Consider the following 22763-nt stretch of genomic DNA (forward strand, 5'->3'; position numbering starts at 1 on the left):
GAGGACCTCATTCGTGCGCGATCGCCGCCAGTACGTTCATGCGCGAGGCACGCAACGCCGGCAGCAGCGCCGCCACGATGCCCACGACCGCCGAACCCACGACCACGGCGACGATGGTGGTCCAGGGAACGGCGAGCGACTTCATGCCCTGCAGCGCGAGGACGCGCTGCACACACAGACCCCAGACCAGCCCGAGCGCGAGGCCGAGAACGGCGCCGAACACGGCGATCACCACCGACTCCAGCCTGATCATCCGGCGCAGTTGGCGCCGGGCGAGCCCGATGGCGCGCAACAGCCCGATCTCACGGGTGCGTTCGACCACCGACAGGGCGAGGGTGTTGACCACGCCGAGCACCGCGATCACGATCGCGAGTCCGAGCAGCGCGTACACGAGGTAGAGCAGCACGGCGATCTGATCGTGAACCAGCTTCTTGTAGTCGGCCTGGTCGCGGACCTGTACCTGCGGATACGGCTTGAGCGTCTGTTCCAGGTCCGCGCGCAACTGGTCGGGGCTCGTGCCGGGGGCCGCGTTCACGTACAGCGCGGAGTCCTGCCCGCCGGGCACGTACTTCTCGATCGTGCCGAAGCCGAAGAACAGCCCGCCCTGCATTCCGAACCCACCGGAACCGCCCTGGTCGGTGAGCGCCCCCACGGTCAGCTCGGTCTTCCGCTCGGCGGGGAACTCGACGGGGATCGTGGTGCCGACGCGCACCCCGTGCTCCCGCGCGAACTTCGCGTCCATCGCGAGGCGACCGGCACCGAGCGCCGCCGCCGTGTCCCCCTGGGTGTACGTGACGTGGGCGACGTCGTCGAGCCGCGGATCGTAGCCCGCCGCGGTCGTCTCCACCCGCTTGCCGTCCGGCAGCCGCACCGCGACCGGCGTGAACCGCTGGCGGACGACGAGCCCGGCACCCCGGGTGGTGCGCACCTTGTCCGTGATCTCCGCGGTGAACGGCACGAAGTTGCTGTTCTGGATCACGAAGTCGGAGCCCAGCGTCTTGTCGATCTGGTGGTCGAAGGACTTGCTCATGGACGCGCTCGCCACGGACATCCCACCGACCAGCGCGAGGCCCACCATAAGTGCGGCCGCCGTGGCGCCCGTGCGCCGCGGATTGCGCAGCGCGTTGCGCTGGCTCATCAGGCCGACCGGGCCGAACAGGGCGGGGAAGGCCCCGCCCAGGACCCGGATCACCGGCCGCACGAGGAGCGGACCCGCGATCACCGTCGCGATGAGGGTGAGCACGACACCGAGGCCCAGCAGGGAGGCGGCCGTCGAGGTCTTCGACGCCGCGGCGCAGCCGGCCAGCGCGGCGCCGCCGGCCACCCCCACGACCGAGCCCACCAGGGCACGTGTCCGCAACGGCCGACCCACCCCGGCGACCTCGGCGTCCGAGAGGGCCGCCATCGGGGAGACACCGGCCGCGCGGCGGGCGGGGAGATACGCCGCCACGAAGGTGACACCGACCCCGACGACGTACGACGTGACGGGGGTCGGCCAACCGATCGCCATCTCGGTGGACTTGAGGTTCATCCCGAACGCGGACATGAGCCGGATCAGTCCGAGGGCGAGCCCGATCCCCGCGGCGAGACCGAGCGTCGAGCCGACCAGGCCGAGCAGCAGCGCCTCGGTGAGCACGGACCGCCGCACCTGCCGCCGGTCGGCGCCCAGCGCGCGCAACAGGCCCAGCTCACGGGTGCGTTGGGCGATGAGCATCGAGAAGGTGTTGACGATCAGGAAGACGCCGACCAGTACGGCGATGCCGGCGAAGCCGAGCATCACGTACTTGATGACGTCCAGGAATCCGCCGAGCTGCGCGGCGGCGTCCTTGGCCTGCTCGTCGGCCGTCTTCACGTCGTAGGTCCCGGTGCCGACCTGGGCCGCGATCCGCTGCTTGAGCGGGGCGTCGGCGCCCCCGGGCGCCGCGTCCACCGCGATGCTCGTGGCGGCGTCCGGGTCGCCGAGCAGGTTCGTCTGCGCGGTCGGGGTGTCGAGGAACAGCAGCGCGGCACCGGGGTTGGTGGTGGTGAAGGTGGCGATGCCGACGATCTTCACCGGGAAGGTGCGCTGCGCCTGCACCGTCAGGGTGTCGCCGATCGCCACGTGCTTGCGCTGGGCGGTGTCCGCGTCGAGCAGCGCCTCGTCGCCGCCGTGCGGGGCGTGACCGGAGGTCAGTTTCACCGGGCTGCGCTTGGTGACCTGCCAGTTGGTGGCGATGGTCGGCGCGCCCGAGGTGGGTCCGATCGACTTGTCCTCGCGGTCGACGATGGTGAGGTTCTCGACGCTCACGTCCACATGGGTGGCCGCCACGCCGTCGACCTTCGCGAGCCGGTCGGCGAGCGAGGCGGGCAGCGTCGGAGTGGCGCCGGTCGCAACCCGCGACTTGAGCTCGTTCTTCGGCGACACGGTCACATCGGCCGCGGTGGAGGCGAAGAGCCGGTTGAACGTACCGGTGACCGTGTCCGAGAAGATCAGGCTGCCCGCCACGAACGCCACGGACAGCACGACGGCCAGCGCCGAGAGCAGCAGTCGTCCCTTGTGGGCGAGGAAGCTCCGCAGAGTCGCCTTGAGCACGGCCGCCGCCTCAGTCCTTGTCGAAGGTGTCGAGAGTGTCGAGAGATGCGTCGAGAGACGCGTCGTCGGAGTCGGCGGCCAGGACCACGTCCACGTCCACGTCGTCGCGGGCGCCCCCGGCGGTCGGGCGGCCTCCGGAGAAGTGGCGCATGCGCTCCAGCACCGCCTCCGCCGTGGGCCGCTCCATCTCGTCCACGATCCGCCCGTCCCCGAGGAACAGCACCACATCGGAGTGGGCGGCCGCGCCCGGATCGTGCGTGACCATGACGACGCTCTGGCCCAGGTCGTCGACCGCCTCGCGCAGGAAGCCGAGGACCTCGAGCCCCGCACGGGAGTCGAGGTTGCCGGTCGGCTCGTCCGCGAAGATCAGCTCGGGGCGGGAGGCGAGCGCCCGCGCACAGGCGACGCGCTGCTGCTGCCCGCCGGAGAGCTGCGCGGGCCGGTGCTTCAGCCGGTCCCGCAGCCCGAGCGTGTCGATGACCTGGTCCAGCCACTTCTGGTCGGGTTTCTGGCCCGCGATGTCCATCGGCAGCGTGATGTTCTCGGCCGCGTTCAGCGTGGGGATCAGATTGAACGACTGGAACATGAACCCGATCCGGTCCCGGCGCAGCCGGGTCAGCTCACGGTCCTTGAGCCCCGTGATCTCGGTGTCGCCGAGCCACACCTGTCCGGCCGAGACGGTGTCGAGTCCCGCGAGGCAGTGCATCAGCGTCGACTTCCCCGAGCCCGAGGGGCCCATGACCGCGGTGAAACGGCCGCGCGCGATGTCCACGTCGACCGAGTCGAGGGCGAGGACGGTGGTCTCGCCGGATCCGTACGCCTTCGTCAGGCCGCGGGCGCGGGCGGCGACCCCGTCGGCGTCCCGTCGTCCGACGGCGTGCTCCGCAGCAGGTGTGGACAAGGCCGCCTCCTCCGTGATGGACGTCCTGACTCCCTGGTCCCGGCCGAGCGTAGTGTGATGCCGCCCATAGCCGGTATCCCCCCGAGGTACCGGCTCCGGCGAGTCGCCCCCTTGCCGGTGCTAGCACTTCGGCGCTAGCTTCGAAGTATGGCGAAGACTCAGCTGAACGTACGGGTGGACGAGGGCACGGCCCGGGCGGCCCGGGAGCGGGCCCTGGAGCGCGGTATGAGCGTGAACCGCTACATCGAAGAGCTGGTCAGACAGGACACCGGGGAAGTGGGGCACACCTTCGTGGACGCCGCCTCCGACTTCATGAAGCAGTACGGAGACGTCTTCGCCGAGGAGTTCGGCGCGGACCGGGAGGGCGCGCGGAGCGCGTTCCGGGACGGCTCACGCGAAGGTCGTCGTTGATCCCTTGAGCAGTCTCAGAGTCGACCTCGCCTGGCTCCTCATGATCGCCGAACAGAAGACGCCCGGAGATCCCCAGGTCACCGACTGGGGAGCCCTCGTCGCCGCCGTCAGCCGGCACGAGGCGGAGATATTCGGCATTCCCGTCTACGACAGCCCGCACGCACGCGCCGCCGCGCTGCTCCAACTGCTGCTGCACGTCCCGGCGCTCGAGAGATCCAACGCGATGTTCGCCTCGGCCGTCGCGTACGCCTATCTCGTCGCCAGCGGCCTCAAGGTCGTCACCTCGCCCGAGCAGGTGCGCGAACTCGCCCGTCTGGTGAAGGGCGGTGACGCGACCGTGCACGAGATCGCCCAGGAGCTGCGGCAGTGGTGTCTGTGACTACTCGGTGATCGGCGACTACTCGGTGATCGGCGGGCGCCTCGCGCTGCCCAGCACGCAGTACGACGTGGGCAGTCGCGGCCCCTTCTCGGGAATGAACAGCCGCCGGTAGGGGCCCAGTTCGAACCCGGCCTCGCGCAGCGCGGCGATCGGGTCGCGGGCCAGATGGCAACCGCCGTTCAGCCGCGGCCACACCGTCCGGTCCAGCCCGCGCTGGACGGACGCCATCACGTGCCCGCCGCCCTTGCCGTGCTCGAAGAACCACACCGTGCCACCGGGCCGCAGCACGCGCCGCACCTCACCGAGGGCCCGCGGCACATCGCGCACACTGCACAGCACCAGCGAGAGCACCGCCCCGTCGAACGCCTCACTCTTGACCGGCAGCGCCTCCGCCGCGCCCGGCACCACGTCCACCGGCACCTCGGAGCGCAGCGCGGCCTCCACGGCCAACTGCCGCAGCAGCCGCTCGGGTTCGATCGCGACCACCTCGGAAACGGCGCTCGGGTAGTGCGCGAAGTTCAGCCCGTTGCCCGCGCCGATCTCGATGACCCGTCCCGAAAGACCGGTGAGCAGCCGGTCGCGTACCGCGCCGATGCCCATCCTGGTCTCGGCCGCCACGCTGATACGGGCGTAGTAGCGGGCGAACAGCGGATGGTGCACCGCGTCTTGCGACACCTTGCCGGAGCCGGCTGACCTGAAGGGCATGACGGACCTCCCGGGAGGACGGGGCCTTACCGGGATTGTCCCCCCAGGACGTCCGCCACACGCTTTACGACGCTCGGCCTACGTCCTACGTCCTACGTCGGCCGGCCCCCGCGTCAGGCGATGAAGTCGCGCACCTGTTCGTAGACGCCGTGGTCGTTGTTCATGTCGGTGTGCGAGATGCAGCCGGCCTCCACATTGGTGGCGCCGCTCAGGATCGCGCTGCTGTCCGGGTTGATCAGCTCGTCGCAGTTCGACCAGTAACTGGCGTACGAGACACTGCCCGGCGTCTCGTCACCGGAGTTCAGCGAGGTCAGGAACGAACTGCCGGTGTACATCTCGGCGCACGAGGTGTAGAGCCACGTGCACCAGCCCGCGACCGTGGTTCCGTGGTTCACCCCGGCGGTCGACACGAAGTCGTCGACGTACGAGGTCCCGCCGAGGTTCTTGAGGTAGTAGCGGGCACTCAGCGCACCCATGGAGTGGACGACCAGGTCCACCTTCGACGCGCCGGTCTGCGCGAGGACGTTGTTGACCTCGGTGGAGAGTTGCTGGGCCGTGGTCACGTTCGACTGCCCCCAGTCGTACGACCACGCGAACAGTTCGGAGCCGCTGTACCCGTCGGCCTTGAAGTCGGCGATCCAGTCGTCCCAACTGCTCGCCGAACTGCTGAGGCCGTGCACGAAGATGACGGGGTTGTGGGTGGCGGCCTGGGCGGGGGCCGCCGAGAGGGAGAGCGACACGAGGAGCGCTGCGGCCACGGTGGAGAAGAACGTGGCGATGCGACGCGAACGGCGTTGCATGGTGCCTCCAGACACGGGTGGGGTTGCCTGGAGTGTCAGCCGGGATCTACGCGCGGCGCATCGGTGAAATCGCCGGTCTTTACTTGCCAGTTAACTCACCAGTAACGTCATTCGTGTGGTGACTTCGGTGAACCCCGTACGCGGCCCCGCACAATCCGAGCTCGGCCCCTCGCTTCCCGAAGGCGTACGGGTGCGGATCCTGCGCACCGCGCACGGCGACCGCCGCGCCGCCGCGGAACTCGCCGCCGTACTGACCGAGCGTCAGCTGACCGGCCTCGACCCGCTTCCCGCGCAGCCTCCCGTACTCCTGCGCGCGTACCGCCAGGAGGTCCGTGCCCTCCCGGACGCCGCCCGGCGCCTCCTGCTGCTCGCGGCGGCCGACCAGTACCCGGTCGACACCCACGCCTTCCTGCGGGCCGTCACCGCGGCCCGGCTCGACACCCGGCCCCTTGTCGCCGCCGAGGTCGCCGGAATCGCCCACGCCACGGCGGGCGGGATCGTCTTCCGCGATCCATGGACCCGGACAGCGGCCTACGAGATCGCCTCCGTGACGGACCGGCGCTCCGTCCATCTCCTGCTCGCCCGCGTCCTGCGCGGCGAGGGTGAGTCACCCCGGCGGTCCTGGCACCGGGGCGCCGCCGCCCTCGGCCCCAGCCGACGGCTCGCCGCCGAACTCCGGGCCGCGGCCCACAGCGCGCGCACCGCGGGCGAGCACGACCTGGCCTGCGCCCTCGTCGAACGCGCCGCCACGCTGTCCCCCGAGCCGGTCGAGCGGGCCCGGCTGCTCGCCCGCGCCGCTGCCGACGCCTGGCGGTCCGGCGACGCCGACCGTGCCCGCCGGCTCGTCGCCGCCACCGACGACGACGCCCTGGCCGGTCTGCTCGCGCTCCGCGCGGGCAACGCGACGGACGCGTTCGACGCGTTGCTGACGGCCGCGGTGCGCTGCGCCGGCGGCGGGCCGGTGGCCGACGGCCCCGGGGGCGCGGCGATGTCCGAGGGCCTGGCCGCGCTCGACGGTCGTACGGTGTCGGGCGGCCGCTTCGCGTACGGCGGCACCACCGGGTCCGCGAGCCCGGGCCCGGCCGCTGTCGACCACGCCCACCACTCCGCCGTCCATCTCCTCGCCCGCGCCACCGAAGCCGCCATCTACACCGGCGACCTGCGCCGATGCCGGGAGGCCGCGGCCGTCGCCGACCGGCTCGGGATCGTGCCGCCCGGCACGCTGGGCGGGCTGGCCGCGGCGTTCGAGGGCCGGTACGACGACGCGCGGGACCTGCTGAAGGCGGCAGCCGGGCGCTGCGGTCCCGGAGGCGACCCCACTCTGCTGATCCACTCCGGGATCGCCGCACTCATGCTCGGCGACCACACCGCGGCCGCCACCGCGACCGTCCGGGCGGCCGCCTCCGCCCGGGCCTGGGGTGACGGGGTCACCGTTCCCCAGGCCATGGAGTTCCGGGCGTACGCCGACTTCTGGACCGGGCGGCCACGCGCCGCCGAGGCCGCCACCCTGGAGGCCCTTCGCCAGGCGTACACCACCGGCCAGGACAACGGGGCCTGCCATCTGCAGGCGGCCCTCGCGATGTTCGCCGCGGTCACCGGCGACGAGGACGTCTGCCGGGAGCGCGCCGAGGCCGCCCGCTCCTACGCCCTCGCGCGCGGGCTCGGGCTGCCCGCCGCGCTGGCCCTGTTCGCGCTCGCCTTCCTCGACCTGAGCACCGGCCGCTTCGCCGCCTCCGCGGCCCGGCTGCGCGCCCTCGCCGGATTCGGCCCTGGGCACGGGCACCGGGCCATCCGGCACCTTGCCACACCGCACTACGTCGAGGCCGCCGTCCGCACCGGCGACACCCGCGTCGCCCGGGCCGCCCACGCCGACTACGACCACTGGGCGCGCACCGTGCGCAGCCTCGACGACTTGGCCCTCAGCGCACGCTGCCGGGCCCTGCTCGCCTCCGGCGGGGAGGCCGTCGAGCACTACCGCACCGCCCTCGACCTGCACGCCTCGGGCACCCGTGACTTCGAACGCGCCCGCACGGAGCTGCTGTTCGGCGGTGCGCTACGGCGACTGCGGCACCGGACGGAGGCCCGTGACCGGCTGCACAGCGCCCTCGAGGCGTTCGAGCACTTCGGTTCGCCGCAGTGTGCAGCCGCGGCGCGGGCCGAACTCCGTGTCCTGGGCGAGCCCGTCTCCCCTGTGCGGGGTGCCGACGACCTCGTCGCCCGCCTCACCGCGCAGCAGTTGATGGTCGCGCGCATGGCGGCCGACGGAGCCACCAATCGGGAGATCGCGGCGCGGTTGTCGCTCAGTCCGCGGACCATCGACCACCATCTGCGGGGGGTGTTCGCGCGGTTGGGGATCCGGTCGCGGATCGAGTTGGTGCGGTTGTTGGGGGAGGGGTGAGGGGGGCCGTTCTTCGGCTGCGCGCCGGTGGGGGTTGAGCGCGCCCACGCGGCGGAGCCGCACAGTGTCACCGCCCCGCGCCCCTAGGAGCGTGTCTGAGTAACGGGCAACTGGCCGGGAGGTCGTGATGGGCGGGATCGGTCGTGGTCGCTCGGTCAGCGCCTGTGGGGCCGATGAGCGGGTCGGTCGGAGGGGGATTTCGGCCCGCTGAGGCCGGTGTGGCCGGATGGTCAGCCGGCCAGGACGGCGAGTCCTGCGGTTCCGGCGTGTCGGAAGATCTTGCGGAGGTTGTGGCAGGCGGCCAGCAGTCGCCACTCGCCGCGGGCTCCGTCCTCGCCGCGGAGGAGGAGTTGGCGGCCGTTCTGGCAGGTCATGATCTGGCCGAAGACGGGTTCGACGATCGCTTTGCGGCGGCTGTAGGCGGCCTTGCCGGGCTTCGTCCGCAGTGTGCGGGCCATGCGCTCCTTGAGGGTGGCGCTGGCGGGGATGCGTCCGCGGGGTGCGGGCGGGACCTGTTCGTCGTGGCCGAGTCGGCCGGTGGCCATGAACGTATCGGTGCCGCAGGCGAGTTGGCGCTCTTTGGAGGCCTGCAGGTTGGTCTCGGAGCAGTAGCCGGCATCGACGAGGGCCTGCCCCGGGTGGACGCCGGTGTTCTGCGCGGACTGGTCGAGCATCGGGGTGTAGTTCAGCGCGTCCGAGGCGTTGGTGGTGATGTCGGCGGCCGTGATGACCTGGTGCTCTTCATCGACGACGGCCTGGGCGTTGTAGGCCTGGATGTAGGCGCCGTCGCTGTTCTTCATGATCCGCGAGTCGGGGTCGGTGAAGTTGGCCTGGGCCTTGGGCTTGGGCCGGGCCTTGGCTGCTGCCTGCTCGCCCGCGTCGGTGACGGCCCGCTCGTCGCTGGTCCCGGCGCGTTCCTGACGGCGGCGTTCCTTGTCTTCGGCGTGAGCGCGGGCCTTGTCGGCGGCCTCGGTCTCGATCTGCGCGCGGGCGGCCTGCAGCCTGGCCAGGCGCTTCTCGCGCCGGTCCAGCTCGGCGGGCAGGTCGGCCTCTTTGCCGTCCACGCCGAACCGGGCATCTTCGGCGGTATCGACTGCTTCGGCGTCGTCCAGCAGGGACCGGGCCGTGGCCTCCAGGGCGGCGATCTCGGCTTCGATCTGCTCTTCCTTGCCGATCAGGCGGCCGTAGCTCATCGCCTTGTGCTTGGATGCGCTGGCCTCCAGCTTGGTGCCGTCCAGCGCGACGCGGCCCATCTTGACCATGTCCAGCTTCCGCGCCAGGTGCAGCGACTGCAGGAACAGGCCGGCGAGCGCGTCCAGGTGGCGGCGGCGGAACCGGGCGATCGAGCGGAAGTCCGGAGCCTGGTCGGCGGCCAGGAACCGGAACGCGACGTCATCGACACACTTACGCGTGATCGCCCGCGAGGAGCGCACCCCGGTGGTGTAGCCGTAGATCAGCAGCCGCACCATCAGCCGCGGATCGTAGGGCGGGTAGCCGCGCTTTTCGGTGTAGTCCGCCAGGATCGGCGACAGGTCGAGCACCTCGTCGACCAGGTCGGCAACGAACCGGGCCAGGTGATCCTCGGGCAGCCAGTCGTCCAGCGACGGCGGCAGCAGCAGGACCTGGTGCGGGTCGAACGCCCGGAACGTCTTGTCCACCGCCGCCGGACGACCCTGCGGCTGCTCCTTCTCACCCGGCTCGATCTCGAACAGACCATCCCGATCACGCATACCGAGATCATCCCGCATGAATGATCACGAACCGCAAGCGGGGTGTCCGTTACTGAGACACGCTCCTAGGGGGCGCTTGCTGCTTGCGTCGAGTGGAAAGTGTGTGTATCCCAGCTTCCCCCGAGCCGCGGCGCCAGCCAGCTGGGCGCCTCCGCACGGAAGTCGGTGACGTCGTAGGCACCTGCCCCCGCGGGCAGCGCTCCCAACAGCGGAGCCTCGGCCACGACCGGCAGGTCCGCGAGGTTGCAAAGGGACGCCAGGTCGGGGGAGTCGGGCCAGCTGCCGATGACGACTCCCGCCAGGTCCAGTCCCCGGTGCCGGAGTTCACGCGCCGTCAGCTCGGTGGTGTTCAGGGTGCCGAGGCCCGCCGACGCCACCACCAGCACCGGCGCGTCCAGCAGGCTCGCCGCGTCCGCCAGTGTGCCGCCCTCGTCGTCGAAGCGGACGAGGAGACCGCCCGCTCCCTCGACCAGTACGAGGTCGTACTCGGTGGCCAGTTCCGCCGCCGCCTTCGCCACCGCCACCGGGCGCACCGGGGGCAGGCAGGCCCGCCGCGCGGCGGTCGCGGGAGCCAACGGCTCCGGATAGCGGGCGAGTTCGAGCGTCGTCACGGCGCCCGCGAGCCGGGCCACCTCGTCGGCGTCCCCGCGCTCGTCCGGGCGTACACCCGTCTGCGCCGGCTTGAGGACGGCCACGGAGCGCCCGGCGGCGACGGCCGTGGCGGCGACGGCGGCCGTCGTGACCGTCTTGCCGACCTCCGTGCCCGTCCCCGTGATCACCAGAACCGCCATGTCATCCCTCCCGCGCCGCCGCGCACACCGCGCGTGCGATCCGTGCCACGTCCGCGTCACCCGTGACGTACGGCGGCATCGTGTAGACGAGGTCGCGGAACGGGCGCAGCCACACACCCTCGCGCACGGCGGCCGCCGTGGCCGCCTTCATGTCGACCTCGTGGTCGAGTTGTACGACGCCGATCGCGCCCAGGACGCGTACGTCCCGGACACCCGGCAGCGAGGACGCCTCCGCCAGCCCGTCCAGCAGACCCGCCTCGATCCGCTTGACCTCGGTCTGCCAGTCCTGTCCGAGCAGCAGGTCGATCGAGGCGCAGGCCACCGCGGCGGCCAGCGGATTGCCCATGAAGGTCGGTCCGTGAGCCAGGACCGGGACCTCACCGCGTGAGATGCCCTCGGCCACCCGCGCCGTGCAGAGCGTCGCCGCCATCGTCATATAGCCGCCGGTCAGCGCCTTGCCGACGCACATCACGTCCGGCGTGACGCCGGCGTGCTCCGCCGCGAACAGCGCGCCCGTACGGCCGAAACCGGTCGCGATCTCGTCGAGGACGAGCAGCACGTCGTGCGCGTCGCAGGCCTCCCGCAGCACCCGCAGATACGAGGGGGAGTGGAACCGCATCCCGCCCGCGCCCTGTACCACCGGCTCCACGATCACCGCGGCGAGCTCGTCGGCGTGCCGCTCGATCAACTCGCGCAGATGGTCGGCGTACGACTCCTCGTACCCGGCCGGCGGGGCGTCGGCGAACACCTGGCGCTGGAGCACGCCCTGCCACAGGTCGTGCATCCCGCCCTCGGGGTCGCACACCGACATGGGCTGCCAGGTGTCCCCGTGGTAGCCGCCGCGCCAGGTCAGCAGCCGCTGCTTGCCCGGGCGGCCGAGCGAGCGCCAGTGCTGGAGGCACATCTTGACGGCGACCTCGACCGAGACCGAGCCGGAGTCGGCGAGGAAGACGTGCTCCAGGCCCTCGGGCGTGATGTCGACCAGACGCTTCGCCAGCCGTACGGCGGGCTCGTGGGTGAGCCCGCCGAACATGACATGGCTCATGCGCTCCAACTGGTCGCGCGCCGCGTCGTTGAGGACCGGGTGGTTGTAGCCGTGGATGGCCGACCACCAGGACGACATGCCGTCGACCAGTTCGCCCGAGCCGTCCGCCAGCCGCAGGCGTACGCCGCTCGCCGACTCGACGACGAGCGGTTCCTGGCGGCCGGGCATGGGGCCGTACGGGTGCCAGACGTGCCGCCGGTCCAGCTCCAGCAGTTCGGCCACGGGCAGCAGGGACGGCTCGGACAGATCAGGCATTGGGGGCGAGATCCGTTCCGGCACCCCTGCGGCGTACGGCGACGAGATCCGTACGCGCTTCGGAAGGCTGCTCGTCCTTCGCCTGCTCCTTCGCCGCCACCTTCACGGAACCGCAGACGCCACCGCCCTCGTGGGACCCGCACCCGGCGTCGGCGTGCGAGCCACAGCCGGTCTCGGCGTGCGAACCGCAGCCTCCGCCCGTCGTCACGCGGTGTTTCGGCAGGGTCAGCTCGCCCGCGCCCTCCACCTCGAACCCGGCGTCCGCGATCATCTCCAGGTCGGCCTTGCCCGCCTGGCCCTCGCTGGTGAGATAGTCGCCGAGGAAGATCGAGTTGGCGAGGTTGAGGGCGAGGGGCTGCATCGTGCGCAGATGGACCTCACGGCCGCCCGCGATACGCACCTCGACGTCCGGGCAGACGAAGCGGACCATCGCCAGGATGCGCAGACACCGCTGCGGCGTGAGGTTCCACTCCTTGGCGAGCGGGGTGCCCTCGAAGGGGATCAGGAAGTTCACCGGAACGGAGTCCGGGTCGAGCGCGCGCAGCGCGTAGACGACGTCGACGAGGTCCTCGTCCGACTCGCCCATGCCCGCGATCAGACCCGAGCAGGCGGACAGACCCGCCGCGTGCGCCTTCTGGACCGTGTCCACCCGGTCGGCGTACGTGTGCGTGGTCGTGATGTCCCCGTACGTCCCCTCGGACGTGTTCAGGTTGTGGTTGTAGGCGTCCGCGCCAGCCTCGCGCAGCCGCTCGGCCTGGCCGTCGGAGAGCAGACCGAGGCAGGCGCACACCTCTACGTTCTCGTTCTGGTCCTTGATCGCCTTGATGGTGTCGGAGACCCGGTCCACGTCACGGTCCGTCGGACCGCGACCGCTGGCCACCAGGCAGACCCGCTTGGCGCCCCCGGCGAGCCCGGCCGCCGCGGCCTGTGAGGCCTGGTCGGGCTTGAGCCACGTGTACTTGAGGATGTCGGCCTTGGAGCCGAGGCGCTGCGAGCAGTACGAGCAGTCCTCGGGGCACAGACCGGACTTCAGATTGACCAGATAGTTGAGTTTCACTCGACGGCCGAACCAGTGCCGGCGGACTTTTCCGGCCGCGGCCACCACGTCGAGCACGTCGTCGTCGGACGTGGCCAGCACGGCCAGCGCCTCGTCACGGGTCGGCAGCTCGCGCCGAAGCCCCTTGTCCACCAGCGTGTTCAGCAGGTCCATGAGATCCGATCCTGACGTATGCGAGCCGCTGCGGCCAAGGAGAGTTTGCACAAGAGAGACGGTTCGACGTGTGGGGTATGTAACACGACCACCCCAGTACGTAGGGTCCACAGAGAGCACGGAAGACCAGGTCAGAGGCCAAGAGTCCGGATCTCACCGCCGATTTGGTGAGAGACATGAGCGAGACGCAAGGGCCAGTGGATCAGTATGGAGGGTTCCTACAACACCCCGAATGGGCTGTTCCCTCAAGCGCCGTGCGTAGCTGATGCCGAGTTCCCGGGCCACCGCGGTGACCGTCTAGCCCGAGGAGTCGACGAGCGCGATCGCGTCCCGCTTGAACTCCTCGGTGTACCGCTTCGTGTATTTGCTTCCCACCTGGGGCTACTTCCTCTAGAACCTCAGGTCCCAGTCTCCAGGTGTCCACGATCAAAGGGAAGCTTCACTACTACCAGGTCGACGAATGGGGCCAGGGCCTCCCAGCAGCCCGCGGGTCCCGAGGCACAGCCGACCAGTCACTACCGGTCGGCCGCCGCCGTGTTCGTCCCGCCGCCGTACGCCTCGGCGACCAGCCGCAAGGGGTCCGACCGCACGCCGAAGCGGTCGCGCAGTGCACGCCGCGCGGCGTGCACTCCGCACATCCCGTGCACCGCCTGGCCCGGTGGGGTGGAGGCGGAGCACAGGTAAACGCCCGGGAGCGGTGTTCGGTAGGGGTCCCAGCGGGCGGCCGGTCGCATCACCAGTTGCCAGGCGGTCGTCGCGCCGCCGGAGATGTCCCCGCCCACGTAGTTGGGGTTGTGCAGGCCCTGCTCGGCCGCGGTGACCACGTGCTCGGCGAGGATCAGGTCCCGGAAGCCGGGGGCGAACCGTTCCACCTGTTGCTTGATCTGTTCGCTGACGTCCCTGGTGGACCCGTTCGGTACGTGGGCGTAAGTCCAGAGCACATGCCGTCCGGCAGGGGCACGCCCCGGGTCCACCACCCCCGGTTGTACGGCCAGCACGAACGGACGCTCGGCGTGCCGGCCGGCCGCCACGTCGGACTCCGCCCGTACCGCCTCGGCGCGTGAACCCACCAGGTGCAAGGTGCCCGCCTTCGCACAGTCCGGTGCGGACCACGGCACCGGACCGCACAGGGCGAAGTCCACCTTGCACGCCGCGCCGCCGTGCCGGAAGCCGCGCAGTTGACGGCGATACCGTTCGGGCAGTCGTGGGCCCGCGATCTCCAGCAGGGCACCCGGTGCGACGTCCAGGAGAACGGCCCGCGCGGGTGGCAGTTCGTCGAGCGACCCGACCCGGTGGCCGGTGACGATGCGGCCACCGTGCTCGGTCAGCTGCCCCACCATCGCGTCGACGATGGCCTGGCTGCCGCCGATCGGCAGCGGCCAGCCGACGGAATGGGCGAGCGACCCGAGGAGGAGGCCCACGCCGGCCGACGCGAGCGTGCGCGGCGGCGCGATCGAGTGGCACGCGACGCCCGTCAGCAGGGCGGGGGCGAGATCGCCGCGGAACCGGGCGTTCCACCACGGCGACGCCTGTTCGGTGACGCGCAGCCCGAGGCGTGCGAGGGCCGTCACCTGCGGGGGGATCCCGCGCAGGTCGGACATCGCCGCCTCCACCAGCGGTTCCGTCCGATCGACCAGAGGGCGGAGCAGGCGGGACCAACTGGATCCGTCCGGTCCCAACCCGGCGGCGGTACGGTCCAGGTCACGCCACGCCACCGCGGCCCGGCCGCTGTCCAGCGGGTGCGCGTACGACGCCTCCGGCCAGGCCATCCGGACACCCTGGGAGGCCAGATCGAAGGCGCGGAAGAACGGGGACGCGACGGCCATCGGGTGCACCGCCGAGCAGACGTCGTGACGGTATCCCGGCAGGGTCAGTTCCCGCGTGCGGACGCCGCCGCCCACGCTGTCGGCCGCCTCGTGGACCTGGACCCGCAGCCCGGCGGCGGCCAGGACCAGGGCGGCCGCGAGCCCGTTCGGGCCGGAGCCGACCACGACCGCGTCGATGTCGTTGTCGCCCACATCATCTCCGATCCAAAGTTGATCCGAGGTTGATCCGATACAAGCCGTTCGAGCGCGACGTTCCCGGCCGACCGGCCGGCCGGGAACGTCGGCGGCTACCCGCTCACCCGCCCGATCGCACGCGTGCCGCCATCGTGCGCACGGTGCGGACCTCGTGCACCTGGGCCAGCGGGATGGTCACGCCGAAGCGCTTGCGCACCTCGCTGAGGAGCCGGATGGCGGTCAGCGAGTCGGCGCCGAGGTCGTACAGGTCCGTCTCCGGCGTGACCGGGGGCACGCGCAGGATGCGGGACCACACGTCCGCCAGCTCGGCCTCCACGGACCCGCCCGCCGGGAGCCCATCCGCTGGCGTCGGCTCCGCGGGGACCGCCGGGACCGCCGGGACCGCCGGAGTGGCCGGTTCGGCGGGTGTCGGCGGCTCCAGCTGGATCGCGGTGAGCCGGCCGCGGTCGACCTTGCCGTTGCGGGTGAGCGGCAGCGCGTCGTGCCAGACCACCAGGGTCGGGATCATGTAGCCGGGCAGGTGCACGGCCAGCCGCCCGCGCAGCTCGTCCAGTCCGGGGCGGTTCGCACCGGCCGGGACCAGGTGGGCCGCCAGGCGGTCGCCGTACGTCCCGGCCTGTCGGACCACGACGGCCTGCTGGATCTCGGGCAGGGCCGTCAGCCGCGTCTCGACCTCGCCCGCCTCGATCCGGTAGCCGTTGACCTTGATCTGGAAGTCGCTGCGGCCGAGAATCTCGATCGACCCGTCCGGCAGGAATCGGCCCAGGTCACCGGTGCGGTACAGCCCGTCCGCGAAGCGGTGCGCGGTGCGCGCGGGGTCGCCGTGGTAGCCCTGGGCCACGCCGGTGCCACCGGCCCAGATCTCTCCGGCCACCCAGTCCGGTCGGTCCCAGCCCTCGGGGCCGCGGACGTGGGCGGTGTTGTTGCGGTTCGGCCGCCCGTACGGCACCGGCCGACTGCCGTCGTCCTGGGCGTCCACCGGGTGGAGGATGTTCCAGATCGTCGTCTCGGTCGGGCCGCCCAGCGAGACGACCTCGAGGTCGGGCTTGAGCCGGAGGAGCGCTGCGGGGAACTCCGGCGGGATCCGGTCACCGCTCATCATGACCAGCCGCAGCGCGCCGATCCGGCCCGGCGCCGACTCGGCCTCCTCGCTCAGCATCGCCATGATCGCCGGCACCGAGTTCCACACCGTCACGCGGTGCTCCGCGCAGAGGTCCAGCCAGTGGGCGGGATCTGCCGCCCGGTCCGCGTCCGGCAGCACGATCGCCGCGCCGACCGACAGCGCGCCGAACACGTCGTACACGGACAGGTCGAAATTGAACGCGCTGATGCCGAAGAAGCGGTCCGTGGCGTCGACGCCGAACCGGGCCGTGCAGTCGGCGACCACGTTCGCGACGTTGCGGTGACTGACCATCACACCCTTGGGCTGTCCGGTGGTACCGGAGGTGTAGAGCACGTACGCGAGGTCGTCGGTGGTCGCCCCAGCGGCCGGCTCCACCGGCTCGACGGGCACCACCGGCCGCGCCGAGTCGAGCAGCAGCGTGTCCGGCTCCGTACCGGGCGCGCCGCTGCCGGGCACGTTGGCGGGCACGTTGGTGAGCACACACCGCGCCCCGCCGTCGCGGAGCAGGTACGCGCGTCGCTCGTCGGGTAGGTCCGCGTCGACCGGCAGATACGCGGCCCCGGCGAGCAACGAGGCCAGGATGCCGATGATCTGCTCCGGCCCGCGCCGCATGACCAGCCCGACCAGGTCGCCGCGGCCGACCCCGCGCTCCCGCAGCCACGCGGCGGCGCCCTGCGCGCGGTGGAGCAGTCCGCCGTAACTCACGACGCCGCCCGTGGTGATCACCGCCGGGGCGTCGGGACGCGCCGCGGCCTGTGCGACGGCGTCCTCCCACAGCATGCGCGTGGCCAGCGGCGCCGCGGTGTCGTTGGTCTCGGCCCGCCGCCGCCGCTGGTCCTCGGGCAGCAGGTCGTGCGTGGTCTCCGTCCAGCCCGCCGCGTCGCAGAGCTGGTTCAGCAGCTGCTGGAAGCCGGCGACCAGGGCGGCCGGAAGCCCGGCCGGGAACAGCCGGTCCGCCGAGTCGACCCGCAGGACCAGGTCGCCCGCCTGCTCCATCGCGAAGACGTCGAGGTGGGTTCGCGGAGCCTGGCCGACCGAGAAGACCTCCCGGCCGAACAGCTCGAGCGCGGCTCCGTCGAGGCCGGAGCGCTCGTGCCCGATGACGGAGGTGAACGCGTACGGCGCCTGCGGGTACGCGGTGCCGGACCCGGCCGCCTGGCGCGACGCGGCGCCGAAGGCGTGCCCGTGCTCCGCGGCGGCGCGCATCCGCTGCTGCACCGGCGCACAGCGCTGCGCGAACGTGGCCGCCGGGTCGATGGCGACCTCGACGGGCAGGACGTCCGAGAAGCCGCCGATCGCGCCGCGGGGCGGCAGGAGACTCCCGGCGGTGCGCTCCACCGTCGTGGCGATCGTGAACCGCTCGCCGCCGCCCCAGTACGCCAGCACCTGGCCGTAGGCGGTCAGCAGCGCCGCGCTCGGCGTGATGCCCAGGCGGAGCGCGTGCGCCTTGAACGCGGCCCAGCGCCCGGCGGTCAGCCGTACCTGACGCTGCGTGAACCGCGGCCTGGCCACCGGGGGATTGGGGGCCAGCGGCAGGTCGGGGGCGAGCGCGAGGTCGTCGAGCCGTTCGCGCCAGAAGGCGAGGGAGCGCTGGGCCTCGGCGTCGTCCCGGGGGCCCTTCGGTTCCGCGACCTCGCCGGAGAACGCGCTCTCCGTCTCCGTGGGGGCGTCGCCCTGGTAGGCCCGCCACCATTCCCGGAAGAACAGGAACATGCTGCCAGCGTCCATGGTCAGCCGGTCATGGTTGACGTGCAGCACCATCCGGTCGTCGGCCAGGACGCTCACCTCGACGTGCACCGACGGCGCCCGGTCCGGTGAGGCGACCCGGTGCGAGGCGCGCTCCCGGTAGGTGGCCCGCGCCTGGTCGCGTGCCCGGCGCGGCAGTCGCCGCAGGTCCCGGATGCGGACGTGCACCGGTACGTCGTCGTGCACCACCTGGCACCCGTCGGAGGCGAACGTGGTGCGCAGCGCCGGATGCCGCGCCACCACGGTGCGCAGCGCCGCCTCCAGCCGCGCTACGTCCCAGTGCCCCTCGATCTCGTGGTAGACGTTACCGGCGCCGCCCGGTTCGGGGTCGTAGCTGGTGAGGATCATGACTGACCTTTCGGAGTTACGCGGGGGCGGCCTGTTTCGCCTGGCCCACTTACGCGTGGGCGGCCTGCTTTCGTCCGGCCCACTTGGTGGTCGGCACGGCCACCAGCCCCGCTCCCAGCAGCAGGAGCCCCAGGACGATCCAGCCCGCCGTGCCGACGGTCAGGCACAGCGTGGTGACCAGGGCCTGGGAGGTGAGGCGTCCTATCGCCGTGCCGTTGGAGAGCAGCCCGAGGTACTCGCCCTGTGCCTCCGCGGGGGCCAGGCCGAAGCTCAGCTCGTAGACCGATGCGGTCGACCAGATCTCCCCGAGGGTGTACACGACGATGGCGACGATGAGGGCGACCGTGGCAGGGGCCGCCGACATGTGCCCCAGGAAGCCGATCAGCGCGAGCGAGGCCAGGAAGGCGAGCCCCGCTCTGACCATGACCCGGGCTGCCGAGAGCGGAGACTCCATCCCCTGGGACAGCCGTACCTGCAGGAGCACCACCAGGACGGTGTTGAGCGGGACCACCAGCCCCACGACCCAGCGCGGCACCTGGGTATGCAGCGAGATCCACAGCGGCAGGACCAGGGTGAGGACCGGGAACTGCTGCATGATCACCGCGTTGATCCCGATCAGCGTCAGGTAGGGGCGGTCGGTGAAGACTCGCCACCGCCTGCTCGCGGTGCCGGTGCCCTTGGTGCCCGGCACGCGCGGCATCCTGAGCGTCATCAGCGCGCACACGGCGAACGACAGGGCGTCGCAGGCGATCATCGACTGGTAGGCGAGCGGGCTGTCCACGTTGATGGTGAACGCCGCCACTGGGCCGACCAGGGTGACGCCCAGGTTCATCGCGGTGCGCAGGCGGGAGCGCAGCTGGGCCGCCCGCTCGCCTCCGGCGGCGCGGACCAGCGGCCCGCGCGAGGAACTGCTCGCCGAGGCCGCCAGGAAGGCGATGGTGGTGACTGCCACGAACGAGACCAGTGAGCGGGTGAGCAGCAGGGCGCCGGTCGCGAGTGCCTCCGCGACCAGCGACACGACATAGGTCTCGCGCGGTCCGTGGCGGTCGGCAATGCGGCCCACGGGGACGCCGGCCAGCATGCCGATCAGGCCCGAGACCGTGAGCCAGAGCCCGACCTCGGCCGGCGTCAGGCCGACGCAGCGCACGAAGTAGAGCGAACTCGTGGTCAGGAACAGGCCGTTGCCGGCGGAGTTGATCAGCGTGGACCAGTAGAGGTTGCGCCCCGGGCCGGGCTCCGGCAGCACGGACGTCAGTGCGCGGCGGATCGCGGCCCAGGGCGGCGTGGCTGTCTGCGTCACACCGTTTCCGGGGCTTGTACGGTCACGGCCTGCGAGAACCACGCGGCCGCGGCGAGGGTGCGCTCGCGGACCTGCTCCTCGCTGTCGCCGACGATGATCACGGCGCCGGCCTTCATGTTCGACGCCGCGCTGAACGACGGGATCTGCGAACCGGGGCCGATGCTGATGGCGGCCTCCACGCAGCCGGGCTGCGCCAGGAGCTCCGACTCGTCGGGCACGTGCTCCGCCACGCCGGCCGGTGCCTGGAGGTGGACCCAGCCGCACTGCTCCTTGCTGGGCTCGGCCGGCTCCCCCGGGGGCAGGCCCAGCGCCGCGCGGGCCCACTCGTCGGACAGGTCGACGCCGAAGCGGCGCAGCACGATGTCCTGGACGACGCCGCCGCCCAGGCGGCCACCGACCTCGCTGAACGTGAGCTCGCCGTCCTTCTCGAAGGCCTCGGCGTGGAAGATACCGTCCTCGTGGCCGAGGGCGTCGAGGACCCCGGTCAGCAGGGACTGGGCCTTCGAGTAGAGGTCCGGGTTCTCGTTCGGGTCGAGCAGGACCGATCCGACCAGTCCGCCGGACTTGATGTCGATCACGTTCTGGAAGTAGCGCGAGACCGAGAGCGCCCGGACGACTCCGGCCCGCACGACCCCGTCGAGGTGGAGTTCCTCCCCCTCCATGAACTCCTCCACCAGCCAGGGGCCGCGGGGAGGCTGCTGGTAGGTCTCGACGAGGGAGGCCAGCTCGGCGGCGTCGGAGACGACGTGGGTGTCCTGCGAACCGGCGCCGGTGAGCGGCTTGATGACGATCGGATAGGTCAGCTGCTCGCCGTCCAGGTCGGACAGGAGGTCCGGCATCTGCGCACCGGCCACGGGAAGTCCCGCCTCGCGGACGAGGCGCTTCTGAACGAACTTGTCACGCAGGGCGATCGCGGCGGAGAGCTTCATGCCGACCGCCTTGCCGTGCTCGGCGAGCAGCGCCGCGGCGACGATCGGCCACTCGCCGATCGTGCACACGAAGTCGAACTCGTCGATTGCGATCTCGGCCCTGGCCAGGCCGGCCAGGATCTGCTCCACATCGCCGTCGTTCGGCACGACCACGTGGGTCGCGTCGGGGGCGTGGGACTTGGCCCTGCGCACGTGCCGGGGAGCGATCACGGACACCACATCGGCATGGTGCTCCTTGAGCGCCAGGAACGCCGGGGTGTTCCAGCCAATCATCAGAACTCGGGGAGAAACGGTGGTGGACATTTGTGCACGCCTATCCATAGGTCGTTGACCGGCTGCCCGCGCCGCCGAGGGCAAGGGCGACCAGTTTGTTCGCTGGCTCAATCGGGGCGGGACGGCGAACACAGAATTTGCTGCGGAATGTGCGCCCCCGGTACTGCGGCAGGTCTTCGGTTTCGCTGCCGGCCGTCGCCGCTTCATCCCCGACAGGCATTCCATTCGGGGAATCTTCTATCAGCCTGCTGGTGATCACGTCAAAGGATAAAAACGCCGGGACAAATTCCTTCGATCTCCCTCGAAGGGCACGGCCCCGGCGTAGTTGATCTTTGATGGGTTTTGGGTCGTTTGCCCAGGGGGAGGGGTGCGAGTTGCCAGACGAGCGCGGCCTCTGATGATCTTTCAGGTTCCTACGCCAGAAGATCGTCTCAGGAGCCGCGCTCGTGTCCGCATCCTCCCTGATCAGCCCTGTCCTTGGCCAGCTCACCGATCTCGCGCTGTGGGAGGCCGAGCTCGCCGCCGACCCTGTGGCAGTGGAATCCGCGCTGGTCAGCAGGTTGCGGCAGGTCCCTGACCGGCGTGCGGAGCGTGGGCGGCGGCATCCCCTGGTGGTGATCCTGGTGCTGGCCGCGTGCGCGACGCTGGTGGTCGGTGGTGACTCCATGACCGCGATCTGGCAGTGGTCCGCCCGCGCCCCGCAGGTCAAACTGGCCCGCCTCGGCGCCCGGTACGACCCGCTGGCCGGCCAGTACCTTGTGCCCAGCGAGCGCACCTTCCGCCGCGTGCTCGCCGACCTGGATGCCGACGTGCTGGACGCGGCGACCTGCGCATACGTCACCGACGTCGCGACCGGAAAGGCACCGACGCCCGAGGTCCCGGACACCCCGGGGCCCATCGAGCGCGAACAGCGCCGCGCCGCCCAGCGGGCCGTGGAACACCCGGCGCCGGCCGGGCTGCTGCCCGCTGCGGCTCTCGACGGCAAGGCCCTGACCGGCGCCCGCACCGAATCGGGGCGGGTCTTCCTGGTCGGGGCGGTCGACCACGCCAGCGGCGCGGTCCTCGGCCAGAGGCAGGTTCCGGACAAGCGCGGCGAGGGCGAGGCGGCCCGCATGCTGCTGGCCCAACTCGCCTTGTCCGGCCGGGTGTTCACCCTGGACGCCCTGCACACCACGAAGAAGACCGCCCACCTGATCACGGACCGGCTCGACGCCCACTACGTCCTGATCCTGAAGGGGAACCAGCCGCTGGCCCGCGCCGCCGCCCAGGCGCTGCTGGCCGGTACCGACGCCGAGTGGACCGAGACCACCGAGGCCGAGGACGACCGTGGGCACGGGCGCACCAAGCGTCGCACGATCCGCACCGCCCAAGCCGACGACGCCCTCTTCCCCGGCGCGGGACAGGTCTTCCGCCTGCGCCGTGACACCGGCGGCCTCGACGGAACCTGGACCGGGAAGGAGATCGTCTTCGGCGTCACCAGCCTGCCCGCCCACCTCGCAGGCCCCGCTCACCTCAACCACTACGAGAGGGTCCACTGGTCCATAGAAAACAAGATCCACTGGGTGCGGGACGTCACCTTCCATGAGGACAACTCCCAGGTCAGGACCGGCACCGCACCCCGAGCACTGGCCAGCTTCCGCAACCTGGGCATCAGCACGCTCCGCCTGGCCGGACGAGCCAACATCGCCCACGCCCGCCGCGATCTCCTCAACCACAACGACGCCTTCGCCGTCTACGGCATCTGATCAACTACCACGAAGCCGGACACAACCGAACAACGCCGGGGCCGTGCCTCGAAGGGGGCTTTTGCGACCCTTCGAGGGGTG

At 71.5% G+C, this 22763-nt stretch carries 16 protein-coding genes; 4 read left to right on the plus strand and 12 right to left on the minus strand.

The genetic code is table 11. The annotated features are described in order from the left end of the window. Positions 1-7: 7 nt before the first annotated feature. Together OG819_RS29025 and OG819_RS29030 are read right to left on the minus strand one after the other, a co-directional pair. Positions 8-2572 carry an FtsX-like permease family protein gene (locus OG819_RS29025; RefSeq protein WP_266651538.1) on the minus strand — a complete coding sequence of 855 codons (2565 nt, stop codon included), beginning with the start codon at positions 2570-2572 and terminating at the stop codon, positions 8-10. A 10-nt stretch (positions 2573-2582) separates the two neighbouring features. Continuing rightward, on the minus strand, positions 2583-3473 hold the full coding sequence (locus tag OG819_RS29030; RefSeq protein WP_266622779.1) for an ABC transporter ATP-binding protein: 891 nt from the start codon (positions 3471-3473) through the stop codon (positions 2583-2585). Between the two features lie 147 nt (positions 3474-3620). Here OG819_RS29030 and OG819_RS29035 point away from each other — a divergent pair, with 147 nt between their 5' ends. Then, positions 3621-3884, plus strand: coding sequence for a toxin-antitoxin system HicB family antitoxin (locus tag OG819_RS29035; RefSeq protein ID WP_266622777.1), 264 nt, complete (start codon positions 3621-3623; stop codon positions 3882-3884). A gap of 4 nt (positions 3885-3888) precedes the next feature. Next, positions 3889-4263 (plus strand): fic family toxin-antitoxin system, toxin component, encoded by a 375-nt coding sequence (locus OG819_RS29040; RefSeq protein ID WP_266416940.1) that lies wholly within the window; start codon positions 3889-3891, stop codon positions 4261-4263. 18 nt (positions 4264-4281) lie between these two features. On the opposite strand, the gene OG819_RS29045 is transcribed toward OG819_RS29040, so the two are convergent. Next, positions 4282-4968, minus strand: a complete 687-nt coding sequence (locus OG819_RS29045; protein ID WP_266622775.1) for a class I SAM-dependent methyltransferase — start codon at positions 4966-4968, stop codon at positions 4282-4284. 113 nt (positions 4969-5081) lie between these two features. Then, a complete protein-coding gene (locus OG819_RS29050; protein ID WP_266651539.1) occupies positions 5082-5768 on the minus strand; it encodes a triacylglycerol lipase in 687 nt (228 codons plus the stop codon). A 109-nt stretch (positions 5769-5877) separates the two neighbouring features. Here OG819_RS29050 and OG819_RS29055 point away from each other — a divergent pair, with 109 nt between their 5' ends. Next, positions 5878-8166, plus strand: coding sequence for a LuxR family transcriptional regulator (locus tag OG819_RS29055; protein WP_266652873.1), 2289 nt, complete (start codon positions 5878-5880; stop codon positions 8164-8166). Between the two features lie 230 nt (positions 8167-8396). Here OG819_RS29055 and OG819_RS29060 read toward each other — a convergent pair whose 3' ends face one another. The 8 genes from OG819_RS29060 to OG819_RS29095 all read right to left on the minus strand — a co-directional run bounded on the left by OG819_RS29060 (position 8397) and on the right by OG819_RS29095 (position 20967). Then, on the minus strand, positions 8397-9878 hold the full coding sequence (locus tag OG819_RS29060) for an IS1182 family transposase (RefSeq protein ID WP_266652810.1): 1482 nt from the start codon (positions 9876-9878) through the stop codon (positions 8397-8399). A gap of 83 nt (positions 9879-9961) precedes the next feature. Then, positions 9962-10687, minus strand: a complete 726-nt coding sequence (gene bioD / locus OG819_RS29065; RefSeq protein WP_266622772.1) for a dethiobiotin synthase — start codon at positions 10685-10687, stop codon at positions 9962-9964. A gap of 1 nt (position 10688) precedes the next feature. Next, the gene (locus tag OG819_RS29070; protein ID WP_266651540.1) at positions 10689-11987 is read right to left on the minus strand and encodes an adenosylmethionine--8-amino-7-oxononanoate transaminase; all 1299 of its coding nucleotides are present in this window, start codon (positions 11985-11987) and stop codon (positions 10689-10691) included. Next, entirely contained in the window at positions 11980-13197 is a 1218-nt protein-coding gene (gene bioB, locus OG819_RS29075) for a biotin synthase BioB (RefSeq protein ID WP_266622768.1), read from the minus strand. Before bioB ends, OG819_RS29070 begins: the two co-directional genes overlap by 8 nt. A gap of 515 nt (positions 13198-13712) precedes the next feature. Further along, positions 13713-15215 (minus strand): NAD(P)/FAD-dependent oxidoreductase, encoded by a 1503-nt coding sequence (locus OG819_RS29080; RefSeq protein WP_266651541.1) that lies wholly within the window; start codon positions 15213-15215, stop codon positions 13713-13715. A gap of 103 nt (positions 15216-15318) precedes the next feature. Next, positions 15319-18435 (minus strand): amino acid adenylation domain-containing protein, encoded by a 3117-nt coding sequence (locus OG819_RS29085; RefSeq protein ID WP_266651542.1) that lies wholly within the window; start codon positions 18433-18435, stop codon positions 15319-15321. 49 nt (positions 18436-18484) lie between these two features. Further along, on the minus strand, positions 18485-19735 hold the full coding sequence (locus OG819_RS29090) for an MFS transporter (RefSeq protein ID WP_266651543.1): 1251 nt from the start codon (positions 19733-19735) through the stop codon (positions 18485-18487). Beyond that, a complete protein-coding gene (locus tag OG819_RS29095; RefSeq protein WP_266651544.1) occupies positions 19732-20967 on the minus strand; it encodes an ATP-grasp domain-containing protein in 1236 nt (411 codons plus the stop codon). The genes OG819_RS29090 and OG819_RS29095 overlap by 4 nt, the downstream gene beginning before the upstream one ends. 416 nt (positions 20968-21383) lie before the next feature. Here OG819_RS29095 and OG819_RS29100 point away from each other — a divergent pair, with 416 nt between their 5' ends. After that, on the plus strand, positions 21384-22682 hold the full coding sequence (locus tag OG819_RS29100) for an ISAs1 family transposase (protein WP_266651545.1): 1299 nt from the start codon (positions 21384-21386) through the stop codon (positions 22680-22682). Positions 22683-22763 lie beyond the last annotated feature (81 nt).

This window comes from Streptomyces sp. NBC_01549 (assembly GCF_026339955.1).
Classification (GTDB): Bacteria; Actinomycetota; Actinomycetes; order Streptomycetales; family Streptomycetaceae; genus Streptomyces.

Excerpts from the sequence above, each read along its gene's own strand:
- OG819_RS29085 (WP_266651542.1), bottom strand. The coding sequence starts at position 18,435 with ATGATCCTCACCAGCTACGACCCCGAACCGGGCGGCGCCGGTAACGTC.
- bioD (WP_266622772.1), bottom strand. The coding sequence starts at position 10,687 with ATGGCGGTTCTGGTGATCACGGGGACGGGCACGGAGGTCGGCAAGACG.
- OG819_RS29045 (WP_266622775.1), bottom strand. The coding sequence starts at position 4,968 with ATGCCCTTCAGGTCAGCCGGCTCCGGCAAGGTGTCGCAAGACGCGGTG.
- OG819_RS29050 (WP_266651539.1), bottom strand. The coding sequence starts at position 5,768 with ATGCAACGCCGTTCGCGTCGCATCGCCACGTTCTTCTCCACCGTGGCC.
- OG819_RS29035 (WP_266622777.1), top strand. The coding sequence starts at position 3,621 with ATGGCGAAGACTCAGCTGAACGTACGGGTGGACGAGGGCACGGCCCGG.
- bioB (WP_266622768.1), bottom strand. The coding sequence starts at position 13,197 with ATGGACCTGCTGAACACGCTGGTGGACAAGGGGCTTCGGCGCGAGCTG.
- OG819_RS29070 (WP_266651540.1), bottom strand. The coding sequence starts at position 11,987 with ATGCCTGATCTGTCCGAGCCGTCCCTGCTGCCCGTGGCCGAACTGCTG.
- OG819_RS29095 (WP_266651544.1), bottom strand. The coding sequence starts at position 20,967 with ATGTCCACCACCGTTTCTCCCCGAGTTCTGATGATTGGCTGGAACACC.